General features: G+C 60.0%; 12 protein-coding genes. 1 reads left to right on the top strand and 11 read right to left on the bottom strand.

Annotated features, from left to right (window positions below):
- Positions 1–40: 40 nt before the first annotated feature.
- The 11 genes from pdeM to ACZZ0D_RS18030 all read right to left on the bottom strand — a co-directional run bounded on the left by pdeM (position 41) and on the right by ACZZ0D_RS18030 (position 14,401).
- Positions 41–697 carry a ligase-associated DNA damage response endonuclease PdeM gene (pdeM, locus tag ACZZ0D_RS18080; protein WP_463553930.1) on the bottom strand — a complete coding sequence of 219 codons (657 nt, stop codon included), beginning with the start codon at positions 695–697 and terminating at the stop codon, positions 41–43.
- Complete coding sequence (locus ACZZ0D_RS18075) at positions 694–3,183, bottom strand: ligase-associated DNA damage response DEXH box helicase (protein ID WP_463553929.1); 2,490 nt, start codon at positions 3,181–3,183, stop codon at positions 694–696. The genes pdeM and ACZZ0D_RS18075 overlap by 4 nt, the downstream gene beginning before the upstream one ends.
- 195 nt (positions 3,184–3,378) lie before the next feature.
- Positions 3,379–4,143, bottom strand: coding sequence for an ABC transporter ATP-binding protein (locus ACZZ0D_RS18070; RefSeq protein ID WP_008083895.1), 765 nt, complete (start codon positions 4,141–4,143; stop codon positions 3,379–3,381).
- A 13-nt stretch (positions 4,144–4,156) separates the two neighbouring features.
- The gene (locus ACZZ0D_RS18065) at positions 4,157–5,275 is read right to left on the bottom strand and encodes a succinylglutamate desuccinylase/aspartoacylase family protein (protein ID WP_053117776.1); all 1,119 of its coding nucleotides are present in this window, start codon (positions 5,273–5,275) and stop codon (positions 4,157–4,159) included.
- Between the two features lie 28 nt (positions 5,276–5,303).
- Positions 5,304–6,014 carry an ABC transporter permease gene (locus ACZZ0D_RS18060; RefSeq protein ID WP_158832068.1) on the bottom strand — a complete coding sequence of 237 codons (711 nt, stop codon included), beginning with the start codon at positions 6,012–6,014 and terminating at the stop codon, positions 5,304–5,306.
- On the bottom strand, positions 6,011–6,739 hold the full coding sequence (locus ACZZ0D_RS18055) for an ABC transporter permease (RefSeq protein WP_008083898.1): 729 nt from the start codon (positions 6,737–6,739) through the stop codon (positions 6,011–6,013). The genes ACZZ0D_RS18060 and ACZZ0D_RS18055 overlap by 4 nt, the downstream gene beginning before the upstream one ends.
- 56 nt (positions 6,740–6,795) lie before the next feature.
- Positions 6,796–7,578: a transporter substrate-binding domain-containing protein gene (locus ACZZ0D_RS18050; protein WP_008083900.1), complete on the bottom strand. Its 783-nt coding sequence runs from the start codon at positions 7,576–7,578 to the stop codon at positions 6,796–6,798.
- Between the two features lie 365 nt (positions 7,579–7,943).
- Positions 7,944–9,632, bottom strand: coding sequence for an ATP-dependent DNA ligase (locus tag ACZZ0D_RS18045; protein WP_053117779.1), 1,689 nt, complete (start codon positions 9,630–9,632; stop codon positions 7,944–7,946).
- Entirely contained in the window at positions 9,629–10,663 is a 1,035-nt protein-coding gene (locus ACZZ0D_RS18040) for a ligase-associated DNA damage response exonuclease (protein ID WP_212549559.1), read from the bottom strand. The genes ACZZ0D_RS18045 and ACZZ0D_RS18040 overlap by 4 nt, the downstream gene beginning before the upstream one ends.
- 358 nt (positions 10,664–11,021) lie before the next feature.
- Entirely contained in the window at positions 11,022–13,472 is a 2,451-nt protein-coding gene (locus ACZZ0D_RS18035) for a penicillin acylase family protein (protein WP_463553928.1), read from the bottom strand.
- Positions 13,473–13,756: 284 nt separating this feature from the next.
- Complete coding sequence (locus ACZZ0D_RS18030; RefSeq protein ID WP_053117786.1) at positions 13,757–14,401, bottom strand: glutathione binding-like protein; 645 nt, start codon at positions 14,399–14,401, stop codon at positions 13,757–13,759.
- A gap of 146 nt (positions 14,402–14,547) precedes the next feature.
- On the opposite strand from ACZZ0D_RS18030, the gene ACZZ0D_RS18025 reads away from it, so the two are divergent.
- Complete coding sequence (locus tag ACZZ0D_RS18025) at positions 14,548–15,105, top strand: cysteine hydrolase family protein (protein ID WP_282354866.1); 558 nt, start codon at positions 14,548–14,550, stop codon at positions 15,103–15,105.
- Positions 15,106–15,330 lie beyond the last annotated feature (225 nt).

The raw sequence follows: 15,330 nt of genomic DNA, 5'->3' as shown, positions 1-15,330 counted from the left end.
TTTCGCGAGCAAGCTTTGCTCCTACAAGGGCAGGGTGTGATTAGTTGATGGGCCAGATTTCGTTGTCGCCGGTGACGAAGATTCGGCATTGGTCATCTTTTTCGACCGGATAGCCGCCGGTAAACGCTCCGAATGCCGGTAGCAGGCTGATTCGCTCGCCCAGTCTGAAACAGGCTAATCGTAAACTTTGCCGCCCTTTGCCAAACAACCGGTAAACCGGGTGGACGTGGCCGGCCAATACATGCCGTTCCGGGTGCGGATCAGGCTCGTGTTGAAGCGCAAAAGGCCCTAAGAGCAGCGGCTCCGGCACCACGCGAATGTTCAGCGACGCCGGTGGATCCCCTGCGCGTTTGTCGTGATTGCCGCGAATCAACGTCATCGGCAGATTCGCATGACGCTCACGCCATTGCGCCAGCGCATTCAGCGTACCGACCGCATGCGAGCCCGGCCCGTGCAGGAAATCCCCCAGAAAGATCAGTTGCCGACACGGCAGCACGGCCAACAATCGGTCGATCACCGCAATGTTGCTCGCCGTCGTACCCTGCGGCACTGGTTGTCCGAGGCTGCGATAGGCCGCTGCCTTGCCAAAATGCACATCGGCGATCAACAACGCTTCTTGTGCTGGCCAGTAGAGCGCCTTTTCCGGGAGCAGCCACAACTCCTCGCCGGCCAAACGCACGGGATACGCCGCGTTCATGACGATTTACCGTTGTCGGCAGACTTCTCCAGATCACCGACCATGCGCCTGATCCGGTCGGCGAGTTTTTCCGAACTCATGCTTTCGCGCATGCGTTCCACCAGCAGCGGGAACCCGAGCGGCGTAGGACGTTTGATTTGATGCACATCGAGTTTCATCCCGTTGATCCGCTCCAATGTCTGTTCCAACCGACGAATATCCAGTTCTTCACGTAGGACTTCTTCCCCGGCCTGGGCGAGCAACAGGTTGTCGGCGTCATATTGTTTGAACACTTGAAAAAACAATCCGCTGGAAGCCTGCACCTGCCGGGTACTTTTCGGCGCGCCGGGATAGCCGGCGAATACCAACCCGGCGATTCGGGCGATTTCGCGAAAACGGCGCAAGGCCAATTCACCGGCATTGAGACTGGCGAGCACATCAGCCAAAAGATCCGCAGGGTCGAGCAGCTCAGCATTGAGGTGTTGCGACCAATCCACCGGCGTGGCACTGAGCAGCTCCAGCCCGTAATCATTCACCGCGATGGAAAAGGTCACCGGTTGGCGCTGGCTGACGCGCCACGCCAACAGGCTCGCCAGCCCCAGATGCACCTGGCGCCCGGCGAACGGGTAGAGGAAAAGGTGCCAGCCTTCGCGGGATTTCAGCACCTCCGCCAGCAGATTATTAACCGTCGGCAAGCCTGACCAACGTGCCTGAGTCTCAAGCAGCGGACGCAGCGCCTGCATTTCCGGGCCGACGAACTCACCTTCGGCGGCTGCACTAAACCGCGCAACCACCGCTTGCGCGAGTTCATTGGAGAGCGGCATCCGCCCGCCATTCCAGCGTGGCACTGCCGCTTTTTTCACGGTGCTGCGTTTGACGTACGCCGTCATGTTTTCCACCCGCACCAACTCCAGCAAACGCCCGGCGAACAGAAAACCATCACCGGGTTTCAGTCGGGCGATAAAGCCTTCTTCGACGCTGCCGAGCTGCTTGCCACCGCCGCCCTTGCTCCAGAATTTCAGGTTGATGCTCGCATCGCTGACAATGGTGCCGACGCTCATGCGATGCCGCCGCGCCAATCGCGCATCGGGCACACGCCACACGCCGTGCTCATCCGGTTCGACCCGGCGATAATCCGGATAGGCTATCAGAGACATCCCGCCATGGCGTACGAAAGCCAGCGCCCACGCCCAATCCGCAGGCGTCAGATCACGATAAGCCCACGCCGTGCGGACTTCTTCGTACAGCTCATCCGGTAAAAATCCGCCACCCAGCGCCATGCTGACCAGATGCTGTACCAGCACGTCCAGCGATTGATGTGGCGACAGGCGCGGTTCGATGCGCCGTTGTTCGACGGCGTCGCGCGCGGCAGCGGCTTCGATCAGTTCAAGACTGTGGGTCGGCACCAGCGTCACCCGCGAGGTGCGTCCCGGTGCGTGACCGGAGCGTCCGGCACGCTGCATCAAACGCGCAACGCCTTTGGCCGAGCCGATTTGCAGCACGCGTTCGACCGGTAAAAAATCCACCCCCAGATCCAGACTCGACGTACAGACCACCGCTTTCAACAAACCATCCTTCAAGGCTTTTTCGACCCAGTCACGGGTGTCGCGAGACAGTGAACTGTGGTGCAACGCAATCAACCCGGCCCAGTCCGGCCGCGCTTCCAGTAATGCCTGATACCAGATTTCCGATTGCGCCCGGGTGTTGGTGAATACCAGCGTACTGGCGCAGGCATCGAGTTCGGCGACGACTTGCGCAAGCATCTTCAGACCAATGTGCCCGGCCCACGGAAAACGCTCAATGGACGGTGGGATCAGGGTGTCGACCTTCAGCGTTTTTTCGCTTTGTCCCTGAATACTCACGCCGCCGCCCTGTGGGATCAGCACGTGTTCGGCGTGGGATTGATTACCGAGCGTGGCTGACACCCCCCAGACGATCAGATCAGGCTGCCAGCGGCGCAAACGAGCGAGCGCCAGTTGCAGCTGCACGCCGCGTTTGTTGCCAAGTAATTCGTGCCATTCATCGACGACGATCATCTTTAGTGAAGCGAGCGCGCTCTGTGCGTCGGCACGGGCCAGTAGCAGCGTGAGGCTTTCCGGCGTGGTGATCAGCGTGGTTGGCAAACGTCGACCCTGCCGCGCACGTTCGCTGCTGCTGGTATCACCCGTGCGCAGGCCGATGCTCCACGGGATTTGCAGGTCATCGACGGGTGTTTGCAGGGCGCGCGCGGTGTCGGCGGCAAGTGCCCGCATCGGCGTGATCCACAACACGGTCAGTGGTTCGGCAGGTTGTTTGCGTTTGCGTGGCGGCGCATCGACGGGAAGGGTTTTGGCGAATCGATTGAGGGCGGCGAACCACACGGCATAGGTTTTACCGGCGCCGGTGCTGGCGTGGAGCAGGCCGGATTCGCCGTTTTTGACGGCCGCCCACACCTGTTTTTGAAAGGCGAAGGGCTTCCAGTCGCGGGCGCTGAACCAGATTTTTGCGAGGTCGAGAGATTTCGCCATGCCGGCTGCGCGCGCTGTGGAGGGGTTCTTCCAGAGACCACGGCGCGGGCGGACAAGTTTGATTTTTGTAGACGATGAACATCCATTGTGGGAGCGGGCTTGCTCGCGAAGGCGGTGTGTCAGTTAAAGAATTATTGGCTGACACACCGCCTTCGCGAGCAAGCCCGCTCCCACAGGGGTGATTTGTGTATGGCGTTATTTCAGGTTGCCGCTGAGGAATTGTTTCAGGCGTTCGCTTTTCGGGTTGCCGAGCACGTCTTCGGGGGCGCCTTCTTCTTCGACCAGGCCTTGGTGCAGGAACAGCACCTGGCTGGAAACTTTGCGGGCGAAGCTCATCTCATGCGTGACCATGATCATGGTTCGGCCTTCTTCGGCCAGACCTTGAATCACCTTCAACACTTCCCCCACCAACTCGGGGTCAAGCGCCGACGTCGGTTCATCAAACAGCATCACCTCAGGCTCCATCGCCAGTGCCCGGGCAATCGCCACGCGCTGTTGCTGACCGCCGGATAAAAACGCCGGGTACTGATCCGCCACCCGCGCCGGCAAGCCAACCTTGTCCAGATAACGCCGCGCGCGATCATCGGCTTCCTGCTTGCTGCAACCCAACACCCGGCGCGGGGCCATGGTGATGTTTTCCAGCACGGTCATGTGGCTCCACAGGTTGAAATGCTGGAACACCATCGCCAGTCGCGTGCGCAAACGTTGCAGTTCATCGGCGTCGGCGACGTGCATGCCGTGGCGGTCGGTGACCATGCGGATGGTCTGGCCATCGAGGCTCATGGCGCCGTCGTTGGGTTGTTCGAGAAAGTTGATGCAGCGCAAAAAGGTGCTTTTGCCCGAGCCGCTGGCGCCGATCAGGCTGATCACGTCGCCGGTCTTGGCCTTGAGCGAAACGCCTTTGAGCACCTGATGGTCGCCATAGCTTTTGTGCAGGCCTTCAACGGTCAGTTTGTACATGGGACAGACATCCTCAAGGCGAAAGTAGGTAGCCGCTGCGATAGGCTTCGGCGCCCGCCACGTGGGCGATGACCATGCCCGCCGTGGCCATGCGCCGCAGCGAACGGGCGTACATCAGCCCGGCCGTCGAGCTATGAATTGGAGTGATGCGGTCGTGGATCGGGTCGATGATTTCGGCGATCTGCTGCCCCGCTTCCAGGTATTGGCCGGCCACCGCCGTGTACACCAGCAAGCCGCCGACCGGCGTGGTCACCGGTTCCACGCCCGCCAGTGGCGTAGCGGGATACGGCAGCGGCGGTTGCGGTTTGGTTTCACCAACGATCGCATCGGACTGAATCAAGTAGTCGATCAGCGCCTGGCAGTCGCGGCTGGCCATCGGGTGATTGACGTCACCCTGACCGCGCAACTCGACGGTCACCGAAAAACTGCCGAGCGGAATCTCGAAGTGTTCGCCGAAGCGTTCCTTCAGTTGCCACCACAGCAGGGTGAAGCATTCGTCGAACGACTGGCCGCCGGAATCGGTGGCCAACAGGCTCGCCTGGGATTCGATGTAGCGCGCCAGCGGTTCGACCTGCGGCCACGCTTCGGGCGTGGTGTAGAGGTGCACCACCGATTCGAAATCGCAGTGCAAGTCCAGCACCATGTCCGCATCGCAGGCCAGCCGTTGCAGGGTCAGGCGCTGCGATTGCAGTTGCGTGGTGGCGGTCTGGCGGGCGAGGGCGTCGCGCAGATGGCTGCGGATCAGTTCGAGGTTGTGCTGCGCATCGTCGCTGAGCTTGCCCTCGATGGCGTTGCCGATCTCTTCACTGAGGTCGACGAACCAGCGGTTGAAATTCTGCCCGCTCTCCAGTTCGTAACGGCCCAGCGGCACGTCCATCAGCACTTGTTCGAGGCCGACCGGGTTGGCCACCGGCACCAGCACGATCTGGCTGCGCAGGCGGCCGGCCGCTTCCAGCTCGGCCAGACGTTGCTTGAGGTGCCAGGCGACGAGCATGCCCGGCAGTTCGTCGGCATGCAGCGAAGACTGAATGTAAACCTTGCCCTTGGCCTGTTCCGGGCCGAAGTGGAAGCTGTGAATCTGTCGCGCAGTCCCCGGCAGCGGGGCCAGCAAGTCATGGATCAGGTGGCGCATTGGCATCTCTTTTTTTCTGGGGCCGATCCTAGTGAGTCGGGCCGAGGAAGGCCAGCCATCGGCGTTCGGCAAGGCGGAACAGGCCGACCAGCGCAAAGGTAATGGTCAGGTAGATCAGCGCGGCGATGCCGAACGACTGAAAGGTCAGAAAGGTCGCCGAGTTAGCGTCCCGCGCGACTTTCAGGATGTCGGGGATGGTCGCAGTGAAAGCCACCGTGGTCGAGTGCAGCATAAGGATTACTTCGTTGCTGTAGTAAGGCAACGAACGGCGTAAGGCCGACGGCATGATCACGTAGGCATACAACTTCCAGCCTGTCAGACCATAGGCCTTGGCCGCTTCGACTTCGCCGTGGTTCATGCTGCGGATCGCCCCGGCGAAAATCTCCGTGGTGTAAGCGCAAGTGTTGAGGGCGAAAGCGAGGATCGTGCAGTTCATCGCGTCGCGAAAGAAGCTGTCGAGAATCGGCTGCGCACGCACGGCGGCGAGGCTATAGATCCCGGTGTAGCAAATCAGCAACTGGATATACAGCGGCGTGCCCCGGAACAGGTAGGTGTAGAACTGCACCGGCCAGCGAATGTAGAAGTGCGGCGACACCCGCGCGATCGACAACGGAATCGACACAAGGAAACCGATAACGATTGAGGCCGTGAGCAGCCACATCGTCATCGCCAGCCCGGTGATGTTCTGGCCGTCGGTATAAAGGAAGGCGCGCCAGTATTCCTGCAGAAGTTCGATCATCGTACGGCCTCCCGGGAACCGGCGGCATAACGGCGTTCGAGCCAGCGCAGAATGAAGTTCGACGCACTGGTGATCAGCAGATAAATCAACGCGGCGAGTACCAGAAAGTAGAACAGTTGATAGGTGCTTTTACCGGCGTCCTGTGCGGCTTTGACCAGGTCGGCGAGGCCGATGATCGACACCAGCGCCGTGGCTTTAAGCATGACCATCCAGTTGTTGCCGATGCCCGGCAGGGCGAAGCGCATCATTTGCGGAAACACCACGTAGCGAAAGCGCTGACCGCGTTTGAGGCCATAGGCGGTCGCAGCTTCAACCTGACCGCGCGGCACCGCGAGAATCGCGCCTCGGAAAGTCTCGGTGAAATACGCGCCATAAATGAAGCCCAGAGTCAGCACCCCGGCGCTGAACGGGTTGATCTCGATGTATTCCCATTCCATGTAGTCGGTCAGCGATGTCAGCCAGGTTTGCAGGCTGTAGAAAATCAGCAGCATCAGCACCAGGTCTGGCACGCCGCGAATCAGCGTGGTGTAGAGCTGGGCGGGCAGGCGCACCAATTTGATTTTCGACAGTTTGGCACTGGCGCCGAGCAGGCCGAGCAACACGGCCACCAGCAGCGACAACGCCGATAATTTGATGGTCATCCAGGTGCCTTCCAGCAGCAAAGGACCAAAGCCCTTGAGGCTGAAGGCGGAGAGCCCCAGATTTTGCAGGAGGGTTTCGAACATAAATCAGCAACCTGAGCGGATGGAAAAGGCGCCCATCGAAGATGGGCGCCGAGGCATTATTTGCCGCTGTACAGATTCAGATCGCCAAAGTGTTTCTTTTGAATCTCGGCGTATTTGCCGTCATCGTGTAACGCTTTGATACCTTTATCTAAAAGCGCCTTCAGCTCAGTGTTACCTTTCTTAATACCGACAGCGGTTTTGGCTGGCAGCAATTCGTTGTCGACTGGCTTGCTGACGTCATAGTCGGCGCCCTGTGGCGACTTCAGGAAACCCAGTTCGGCTTGCAGCATGTCCTGGATACCGGCGTCGAGACGGCCAGACGTCAGGTCGGAGTACACCTGATCTTGGTTCTGATAGGCCTGGGTTTTCACGCCGGCCTTGTCCAGCACGGCTTTGGCGTAGGCTTCCTGAATGGTGCCTTGCTCGTAGCCAACGGTTTTACCCTTCAGCGACGCGACGTCGGCGGTGATGCCGGAGCCTTTTTTCGACACATAAGCCGTCGGGCCGGAGAACAGCTCGCTGGAGAAGTCGATGACTTTCTCGCGGGCCGGGGTCACGGTCATCGACGAGATCACGCCGTCGAACTTATTGGCTTTGAGGCCCGGAATCATGCCGTCGAAGTCACTTTCGACCCATTTGCACTTGACCTTCAGTTCGGCGCAAATCGCGTTGCCCAGGTCGATGTCGAAGCCCACCAGGCTGCCGTCGGCTGCTTTCGACTCAAACGGTGCATACGAAGGGTCAACGCCAAAGCGCAGCTCTTTGTATTCCTTGGCCAGCGCGGAGCCAGCGGCCATGCACAACGCCAGTGCAGAAAGGGTCAGCAATGCTTTTTTCATTATTCAATCCCTAAGAACCAATATGAGCGCTTGTGGCGCAGAATTATTGTTACTGGAACGCGTACGACCTATAGAAAGTAGCAATTTCCGAACCATAGTCCCGAACAAGTGTTTTAAAAGGTTGGGCGGGGAGGGATGAGGGCGATTGAATGCCCGGAAATGGGCACATGAATAACGCTGCACCAACCTGGTTCGACGTCATGGCAACAAACTATTGTGGCGAGGGGATTTATCCCCGATCGGCTGCGCAGCAGTCGCAAAACCTGAATGCACGGTATTCAGGGAGAATTGCAGGGGGCCGCTTCGCAGCCCATCGGGGATAAATCCCCTCGCCACAGGGGATATTTATCGCCTGAGAAAGAAGGTCAGGCCAACAGATCTTGCAACGTCGCGAGGCTATCCGCTTCTTCCACGGTTTTATCCTGCCGCCAGCGCAACATCCTCGGAAAACGCACCGCGATCCCGCTCTTGTGCCGCCGTGACAACGCGATCCCTTCAAACCCCAACTCAAACACCAGACTCGGTTTCACGCTACTCACCGGCCCAAATTTCTCCACCGTGGTCTTGCGCACAATGCTGTCGACCTGACGCATCTCCGCATCCGTCAGTCCCGAATACGCCTTGGCAAATGGCACCAGCGCCCGCTGGCTCGACTCCGGCGGGCCGTCCCACACGGCAAAGGTGTAATCGCTGTACAAACTGGCGCGCCGACCGTGCCCGCGCTGCGCATAAATCAACACCGCGTCGACGCTGAACGGATCAACCTTCCACTTCCACCACACACCCATGTCCTTGGTGCGCCCGACGCCATACAGCGAATCCCGCGCCTTGAGCATCATGCCTTCCACACCCAGTCGCCGAGAGGCTTCGCGCTGGCGGGCGAGGTCGAACCAGTCGCTGCCGGTCAGCACGGGGGAGGGCAGCAACACCGGGCTGTTACACCTTGCAATGACCTCTTCAAGTTGCGCGCGACGTTTGGCCTGCGGCTGGTTTCGCCAGTCTTCGCCCTGCCATTCGAGCAAGTCGTAGGCGAGCACCACCACCGGCACTTCTTCGAGGATTTTCTTGTCGAGGGTTTTACGGCCGATGCGCTGTTGCAACAAGGCGAATGGCTGCACTGCTGGCGGCTCTGTCGATTGCGGATCGAAGGCGTCTTCGGTGGTCGGGTGAGTGCTTTTCCACACAACGATTTCGCCGTCGATCACCGTGCCGTCGGGCAAGCCGTGCACCAGCACATCCAGCTCGGGGAAACGCTCGGTGACCAACTCTTCGCCGCGTGACCACACCCACAATTTGCCGTCGCGCTTGACCACCTGCGCGCGGATGCCGTCCCATTTCCATTCAATCTGCCAATTGCTCGCCGGGCCGATCAGCGCTTCAAATTCTTCAACCGGTTGCGACAACGCATGAGCGAGGAAAAACGGGTAGGGCTGGCCGCCGCGCTGGGCGTGTTCGTCGGCGGATTCCGGGGCAATCAGTTTCAGGTAACTGGCGGCGTTCGGGCGGTTCGACAGGTCGGTGTAACCCACCAGCCGCTGCGCCACGCGTTTGCTGTCCAGGCCAGCCATTGAGGCCAGCGCGCGGGTGACGAGCAATTTCGACACGCCGACGCGGAAGCTGCCGGTGATCAGTTTGATGCACAGCATCAGGCTTGATCGATCGAGTTGCGCCCACAGCGTTGGCAGTTGCCTGCTCAAAAATTCGGGTGTTTCACCACGCAGCGGCAGCAGCTTTTCTTCGATCCATTCGGCGAGGCCAGCTTCAGAGCTGTGCGGATTCTCCGGGAGCACCAGCGAAATGGTTTCCGCCAGATCGCCTACCGACTGATAGCTCTCCTCGAAAAGCCACGGTTCGAGGCCCGACATTTCCACGGCAATCTCGCGCAGAATCCGCACCGGTACCAACTGCCGAGGCCGTCCGCCGGACAAAAAATACACCGCCCACGCCGCGTCCTGCGGTGCAGCTTGTGCGAAGTAGGCTTGCATCGCCGCCAGTTTGGCGTTGCTGGAAGTGGTTGCGTCGAGCTCGGCGTACAACTCGGCGAAGGCTTTCATGTGGGAGTCTCGGCGACGGTTGGTTCGGCGGCAATGTTGTCTTCCTCGTCATCGCCGTATTCGGTGTTGAAGCCTTGCGCGTCGAGGCCTTGCTCACGCAAGTGGCGCACCAGCACGCCGATTGAGCCGTGGGTGACCATCACGCGTTCCGCGCCGGTTTGATTGATCGCCCACAACAGGCCGGGCCAGTCGGCGTGATCGGAAAGAACGAAACCACGATCGACACCACGCCGCCGACGGGTGCCGCGCAAGCGCATCCAGCCGCTGGCGAAGGCGTCGCTGAAATCACCGAAACGGCGCATCCAGCTACTGCCGCCAGCAGAAGGCGGGGCGATGACCAGGGCTTGGCGCATGAGCGGATCGTTTTTGCTGACGTCGCCGGCGTAGATCGTCGGCGGCAGGTATACGCCGGCCTCGCGGTACACACGGTTCAGCGGCTCGACCGCGCCGTGGCTGAGGATCGGGCCGAGGCTTTCGTCGATGCCGTGAAGGATTCGCTGGGCTTTGCCGAACGAATAACAGAACAGCACGCTGGCCTTGCCGGCGGCGATATTGGCTGACCACCACTGATTGATTTCGCTGAACACCTGCGCCTGCGGCTGCCAGCGATAGATCGGCAGGCCGAAGGTCGATTCGGTGATGAAGGTGTGGCAGCGCACCGGTTCGAAGGGGGCGCAGGTACCGTCCGGTTCGATCTTGTAATCGCCGGACGCGACCCAGACTTCGCCACCGTATTCGAGGCGCACTTGTGCTGAACCGAGCACGTGGCCGGCCGGGTGGAAACTGAGGGTGACGCCGTGGTGGGTCAGGCGTTGGCCGTAGTCGAGGGTTTGCAGGTTGATGTCTTGACCCAGACGCGCGCGGAGAATCCCTTCGCTGGCGCTGCTGGACAGGTAATGCTGATTGCCGGTGCGCGCATGATCACCGTGGGCATGGGTGATCACCGAGCGCTCGACGGGGCGCCAGGGGTCGATATAAAAATCACCCGCAGGGCAATAAAGACCTTCGGGACGCGCGATAACAAGGTCCATGGCGTGACCACAATGGGGGGCTTGTTAGCTATGAGGCTGGCGCTGGGCTGGAAGTTCTATCAACTTTTTCGCGGGGGTAAAAAGTAAAAGATCGCAGCCTGCGGCAGCTCCTACATTGATCGGTGTAGGAGCTGCCGCAGGCTGCGATCTTTTGATCTTGCCGTTACTTACCCGGTGTCAGGGTCAACCGGGTTTTGCCATACACCCGCTCAAAGTTCTGCGGCTGCCTCTATTTTCAGGACGACACAAAGCCAATGTGGGAGCGGGCTTGCTCGCGAATGCGGTGTGTCAGGCGCGAAAAGTATTGACTGTCACGACGCCTTCGCGAGCAAGCCCGCTCCCACAGGGGGAATTGCATTTACTTGCCGGGAGTCAGGGTCAACCGGGTTTTGCCATACACCCGCTCAAAGTTCTGCGGCTGCATCGGTAACCCGATGTACTGCCCCTTCAACCACTGGTCAATCCCGTTGAGGTAATTCGGGCTCAGCGGATTACCCGATTGCCCCGTACCGTTCTGCCCCATCAGCGGTTCGGTCTGGCCGAAGTCGACGATAAAGCGCATCGACGGCGCGCGCGTGGTGTTGAAGTCCTGACCCCAAGCGAATGCCGACGTGTTCAACGTGGTGTGATCGCCGCCCGCCGCCAATGGGCCGCGCACGGTCTGACCATTGCTGTTCTTCCAGGCGTAGCTGTGCAATTTGCCCCACTGCCAGGCCCGGTGATCGCCGCCCAACTGACTGTCGCCAGCGCTGATCGCCGCCGCAAGGCTGCGGGCAAGAATCAGCGCTTTGTCTTCTTTCTGCGGTGTGCGGATGTCGTCCCAGAACGGACTGTCTTCACGCCCCAACAGATGATCGGCCTGCGCCGCGTAGGACAAATCGCCGTTGGCGATAAACGCTTTCCACGCCGTGCTCGATTCCGGGCCGAGTTCGTCGAGGAATATCTGCTTCATGCTTTCTTGCAGAAACAGCTCATAAATCGCCGCGTCCGCCGAGGTCGGGCTGAGCTTGCCGTCGAACGCCATCAATCGTGTGAACGCCTCGCGGGCCTTGCTGCGGTCGGCTTCCGGCAGGCCATCGATCGCCTGCTTCAGCGGCTGCTTCATGCCCGGCGCTTCGAAGACTTTCTTCAGCTTGGCGGCAAACGTGGTGGTCTGGTCGTATTGCATGGCGATCACGCTGCGGCTGTCGTGCTTGCCGCTGCCGGCCAGTTCGGCCAGGCGTTCGCCACGCTCCGGTGCGGCCCACGAGTTCGACAACTGCATGCCGTAACCGTGAGGAATCACGCGCTGGTTGGCGGTGCCGAGCCAGCCTTGCGCCGGATCCTGATCGTAGGGGTGCAGCATCGGGTCGGCGTAACCGTCCCAGTCGTAACGACCTTCCCAACCCGGCGAGGGCAGTAAACCTTCGCCTTCGCGACGGTTAGGGAAACGTCCGGTGACTTGCCAGCCAATGTTGCTCGCATCGGCGAACACCAGATTCAGGGCGATGGCGCGGATTTCACGGCTGGCGTCCGAAGCACGTTCCACGGTTTGCGCGCGGGTCAGATCGAAAAAAGCGTCCAGCGATTTATCGTCGGTGAAGCTCGGCGTCTGCAACGCCAGACCGTAGCCACTGCCTTGCGCCGCTGCCTGTGCACTGTTGAGCAACGCACCGTGACGGGTTTCGTACACCGATTCGCGAATCGGTCGCTGACCTTTGACGAAGTAGGTTTCGTTGCGCACGCCCAGCGGCTGCCATTTGCCGTTGACCTCGTAGGTCAGGCTGCTGCCCTGACGACGGATTTTTTCCAGGAACAGATCCTGGTTGTCGCCGAGCACGCTGGTCATGCTCCAGGCGACTTTGCCGTTGAAACCACCCAGTACGAGCGGCAAACCGGCAACGGTGACGCCGGCGGCTTGATATTTTGGTGCGCGGATCTGCACGAAGCTCCACAGCGACGGCGCGGCCAGCGGCCCATGGGCGTCGCTGGCGAGAATGCTTTTGCCGCTGCGGCTGCGTTGCGGGGCGATCGCCCAGTTGTTCGAAGACGTCGCGCCCAAGAGGTTCAGCATCGCCAGCTGCTGGCTGGCGCTGCTCAATTCAGTCAGGCCGGGGATCTGCCCGTTGAGCTTGAGGCCTTGCAGCTTGTCGGCTTCGGCCAGCGGCAGGTTTTCGTCCGGCGCCGACGGGGTGAGCCAGGCGAGTTTGTCGGTGGTCACGGTTTGCGCGAGCACCAGCGAGGAGATTTCTTCCGGCAGGTTGGCCGATTGGCTGAAGTTCAGCAGGGCGAAAATCAGCGCCGAATCTTCCGGTTTCCAGTATTCGGGTTTGTAGCCGCTGGAGGCGAGGTCGCCCGGCAGTTTGTCGGCGTAGCGGAACAGGTAAGCGTTGACGCCCCGCGCATAGACTTCGAAGAAACGCTTGAGGCGTGGCGACGAAGCCTTGTACAGCTCGGCGGCGCTTTTCTTCAGATTGACCGCGCGCATGTAGCGGTCGGCGTCGAGCATCGAGGCGCCGGACATTTCCGCCAGACGGCCCTGAGCCAGCAGACGCAGGGTGACCATCTGGTTGATCCGGTCGCTGGCGTGGACGTAGCCGAGGCTGAACAGTGCGTCATGGAAGGTATTACTTTCGATCAACGGCATGCCCATGGCATTGCGTCGCACCGAAACATTCTGCGCCAGGCCCTTGAGCGGTTGCACGCCGGAGGTCGGCGGGAGGGTGTCCTGAGCGTTCCAGGTCTGGCAACCGGACAGGCCCAAAACACCGGCCACTGCTGCGGCAACGCCGAACCGGGGAAGAAAATGAGTAAGGGCTGGCGAGGCCATGGCAAAGCTCCTGCGGGGGTAGCGTCAGTAAAGGCGCTACGTTAGTGAGCAGGAGGATGCCGCGCAAGCGGGTGCGGGGGTTATTTCAAGATTTGTCTGATAAACCGTTCACCTGAGGACAACTCAATACCTGTGGCGAGGGGATTTATCCCCGTTGGGCTGCGAAGCGGCCCTGATTCCTGCAACCAGGATGAGTCTGGCACACCGTGAGTGCAGTTTTTGGGGCTGCTGCGCAGCCCAACGGGGATAAATCCCCTCGCCACAAAGGTCTTCCCTGACTTCAATCAGGATTTCGGTGGATTGATCTTCTGCACCAGCGCATAGGCCTTCACCGTCGCCGGGCGATCCTTGATGTGGTTGAACCAGCGCTGCACATGCGGGAAGTCTTCAAGGTTCTGGCTCTGCCATTTGTGCGAGACGATCCACGGATAAATCGCCATGTCGGCAATGCTGTATTCACTGCCAGCAACAAACTCGTTGTCCGCCAATTGCTTGTTCAACACGCCATACAGCCGCGCCGTTTCATCAATGTAGCGCTTGATCGCGTAAGGAATTTTCTCCGGCGCAAACTGGCTGAAGTGATGATTCTGCCCGGCCATCGGCCCCAAACCGCCCATCTGCCAGAATAACCACTGCAACGCCGTTTGCCGCCCGCGCAGATCCTTGGGCAGGAACTGGCCGGTTTTTTCTGCGAGATACAAAAGAATCGCCCCGGATTCAAACACCGACAACGGCTCGCCGCCATCAACCGGCTGATGATCGACGATCGCCGGGATGCGGTTGTTCGGGGAGATTTTCAGAAAGTGGGGCTGGAACTGCTCACCCTGACTGATATTGATCGGGTGAACCTTGTAGGGCAGGCCGGCTTCTTCGAGGAACAGGGAAATCTTGTGGCCGTTGGGGGTGGTCCAGTAATACAGGTCGATCATGGAAAGCTCCAAATCAGAAAATGGCTTACTTGCGGACAGCAAACGCCAGCGTCAGGTGATCCCGTGTGCGTTCGATAGCTTGCCTGTTATCAGGAGGTGATGCTGAACTGCGCAGAATTCAATGACCCGCACATGAGAAAATCGCCATGGAGCTTCAGGCCAACGCAGCACTGATCATCATCGACCAGCAAAAAGGCATCCTGCAGCCACGTTTGGGGCGACGGAATAATCCTCAGGCGGAAGAAAGAATTGTTGATCTGCTGGGGTTCTGGCGGCGCAGCGGACGGCCGGTGATTCATGTGCAGCATCTGTCGCGCGAGCCGGACTCGGTGTTTTGGCCTGAGCAGGAAGGCGTGGAGTTTCAGCAACGGTTCTTGCCGCAGGACGCTGAATGGCTGATTCAGAAACAAGTGCCGGATGCGTTTTGTGCCAGCGGACTGGCGGCGCGTTTGCGTGAGGCGGGGGTTGGGCAGTTGATCATTGTTGGCGTGGCGACGAATAACTCGGTGGAATCGACGGCGCGTTCGGCGGGGAATCTGGGGTTTGATACGTGGGTGGCGGAGGATGCGTGCTTTACCTTCGACAAGGCCGATTATTTCGGCACGTTGCGGACGGCTGAAGAAGTGCACGGGATGTCGTTGGGGAATTTGCAGGGGGAGTATGCGACGGTGGTGAGTGCGGCGCAGGTATTGGCGGCGGGCTGAAATCTGTAGTGAATGTGCGGGCCTCTTCGCGAGCAAGCCCGCTCCCACAGGGGATTGCATTCCACCTGAAGAAACGCGGTCAACTGTAGGAGTGAGCCTGCTCGCGATAGCAGTTTGTCAGGTAACAAATTCATCAACTGACACACCGCAATCGCGAGCAGGCTCACTCCTACTACAAATGCATTCCAACTGAAGGAACGCGGTCAACTGTGGGAGCGGGCTTGC

Source organism: Pseudomonas sp. AC193 (assembly GCF_979258075.1).
This window is presented reverse-complemented; position numbering and strand designations above follow the sequence as displayed.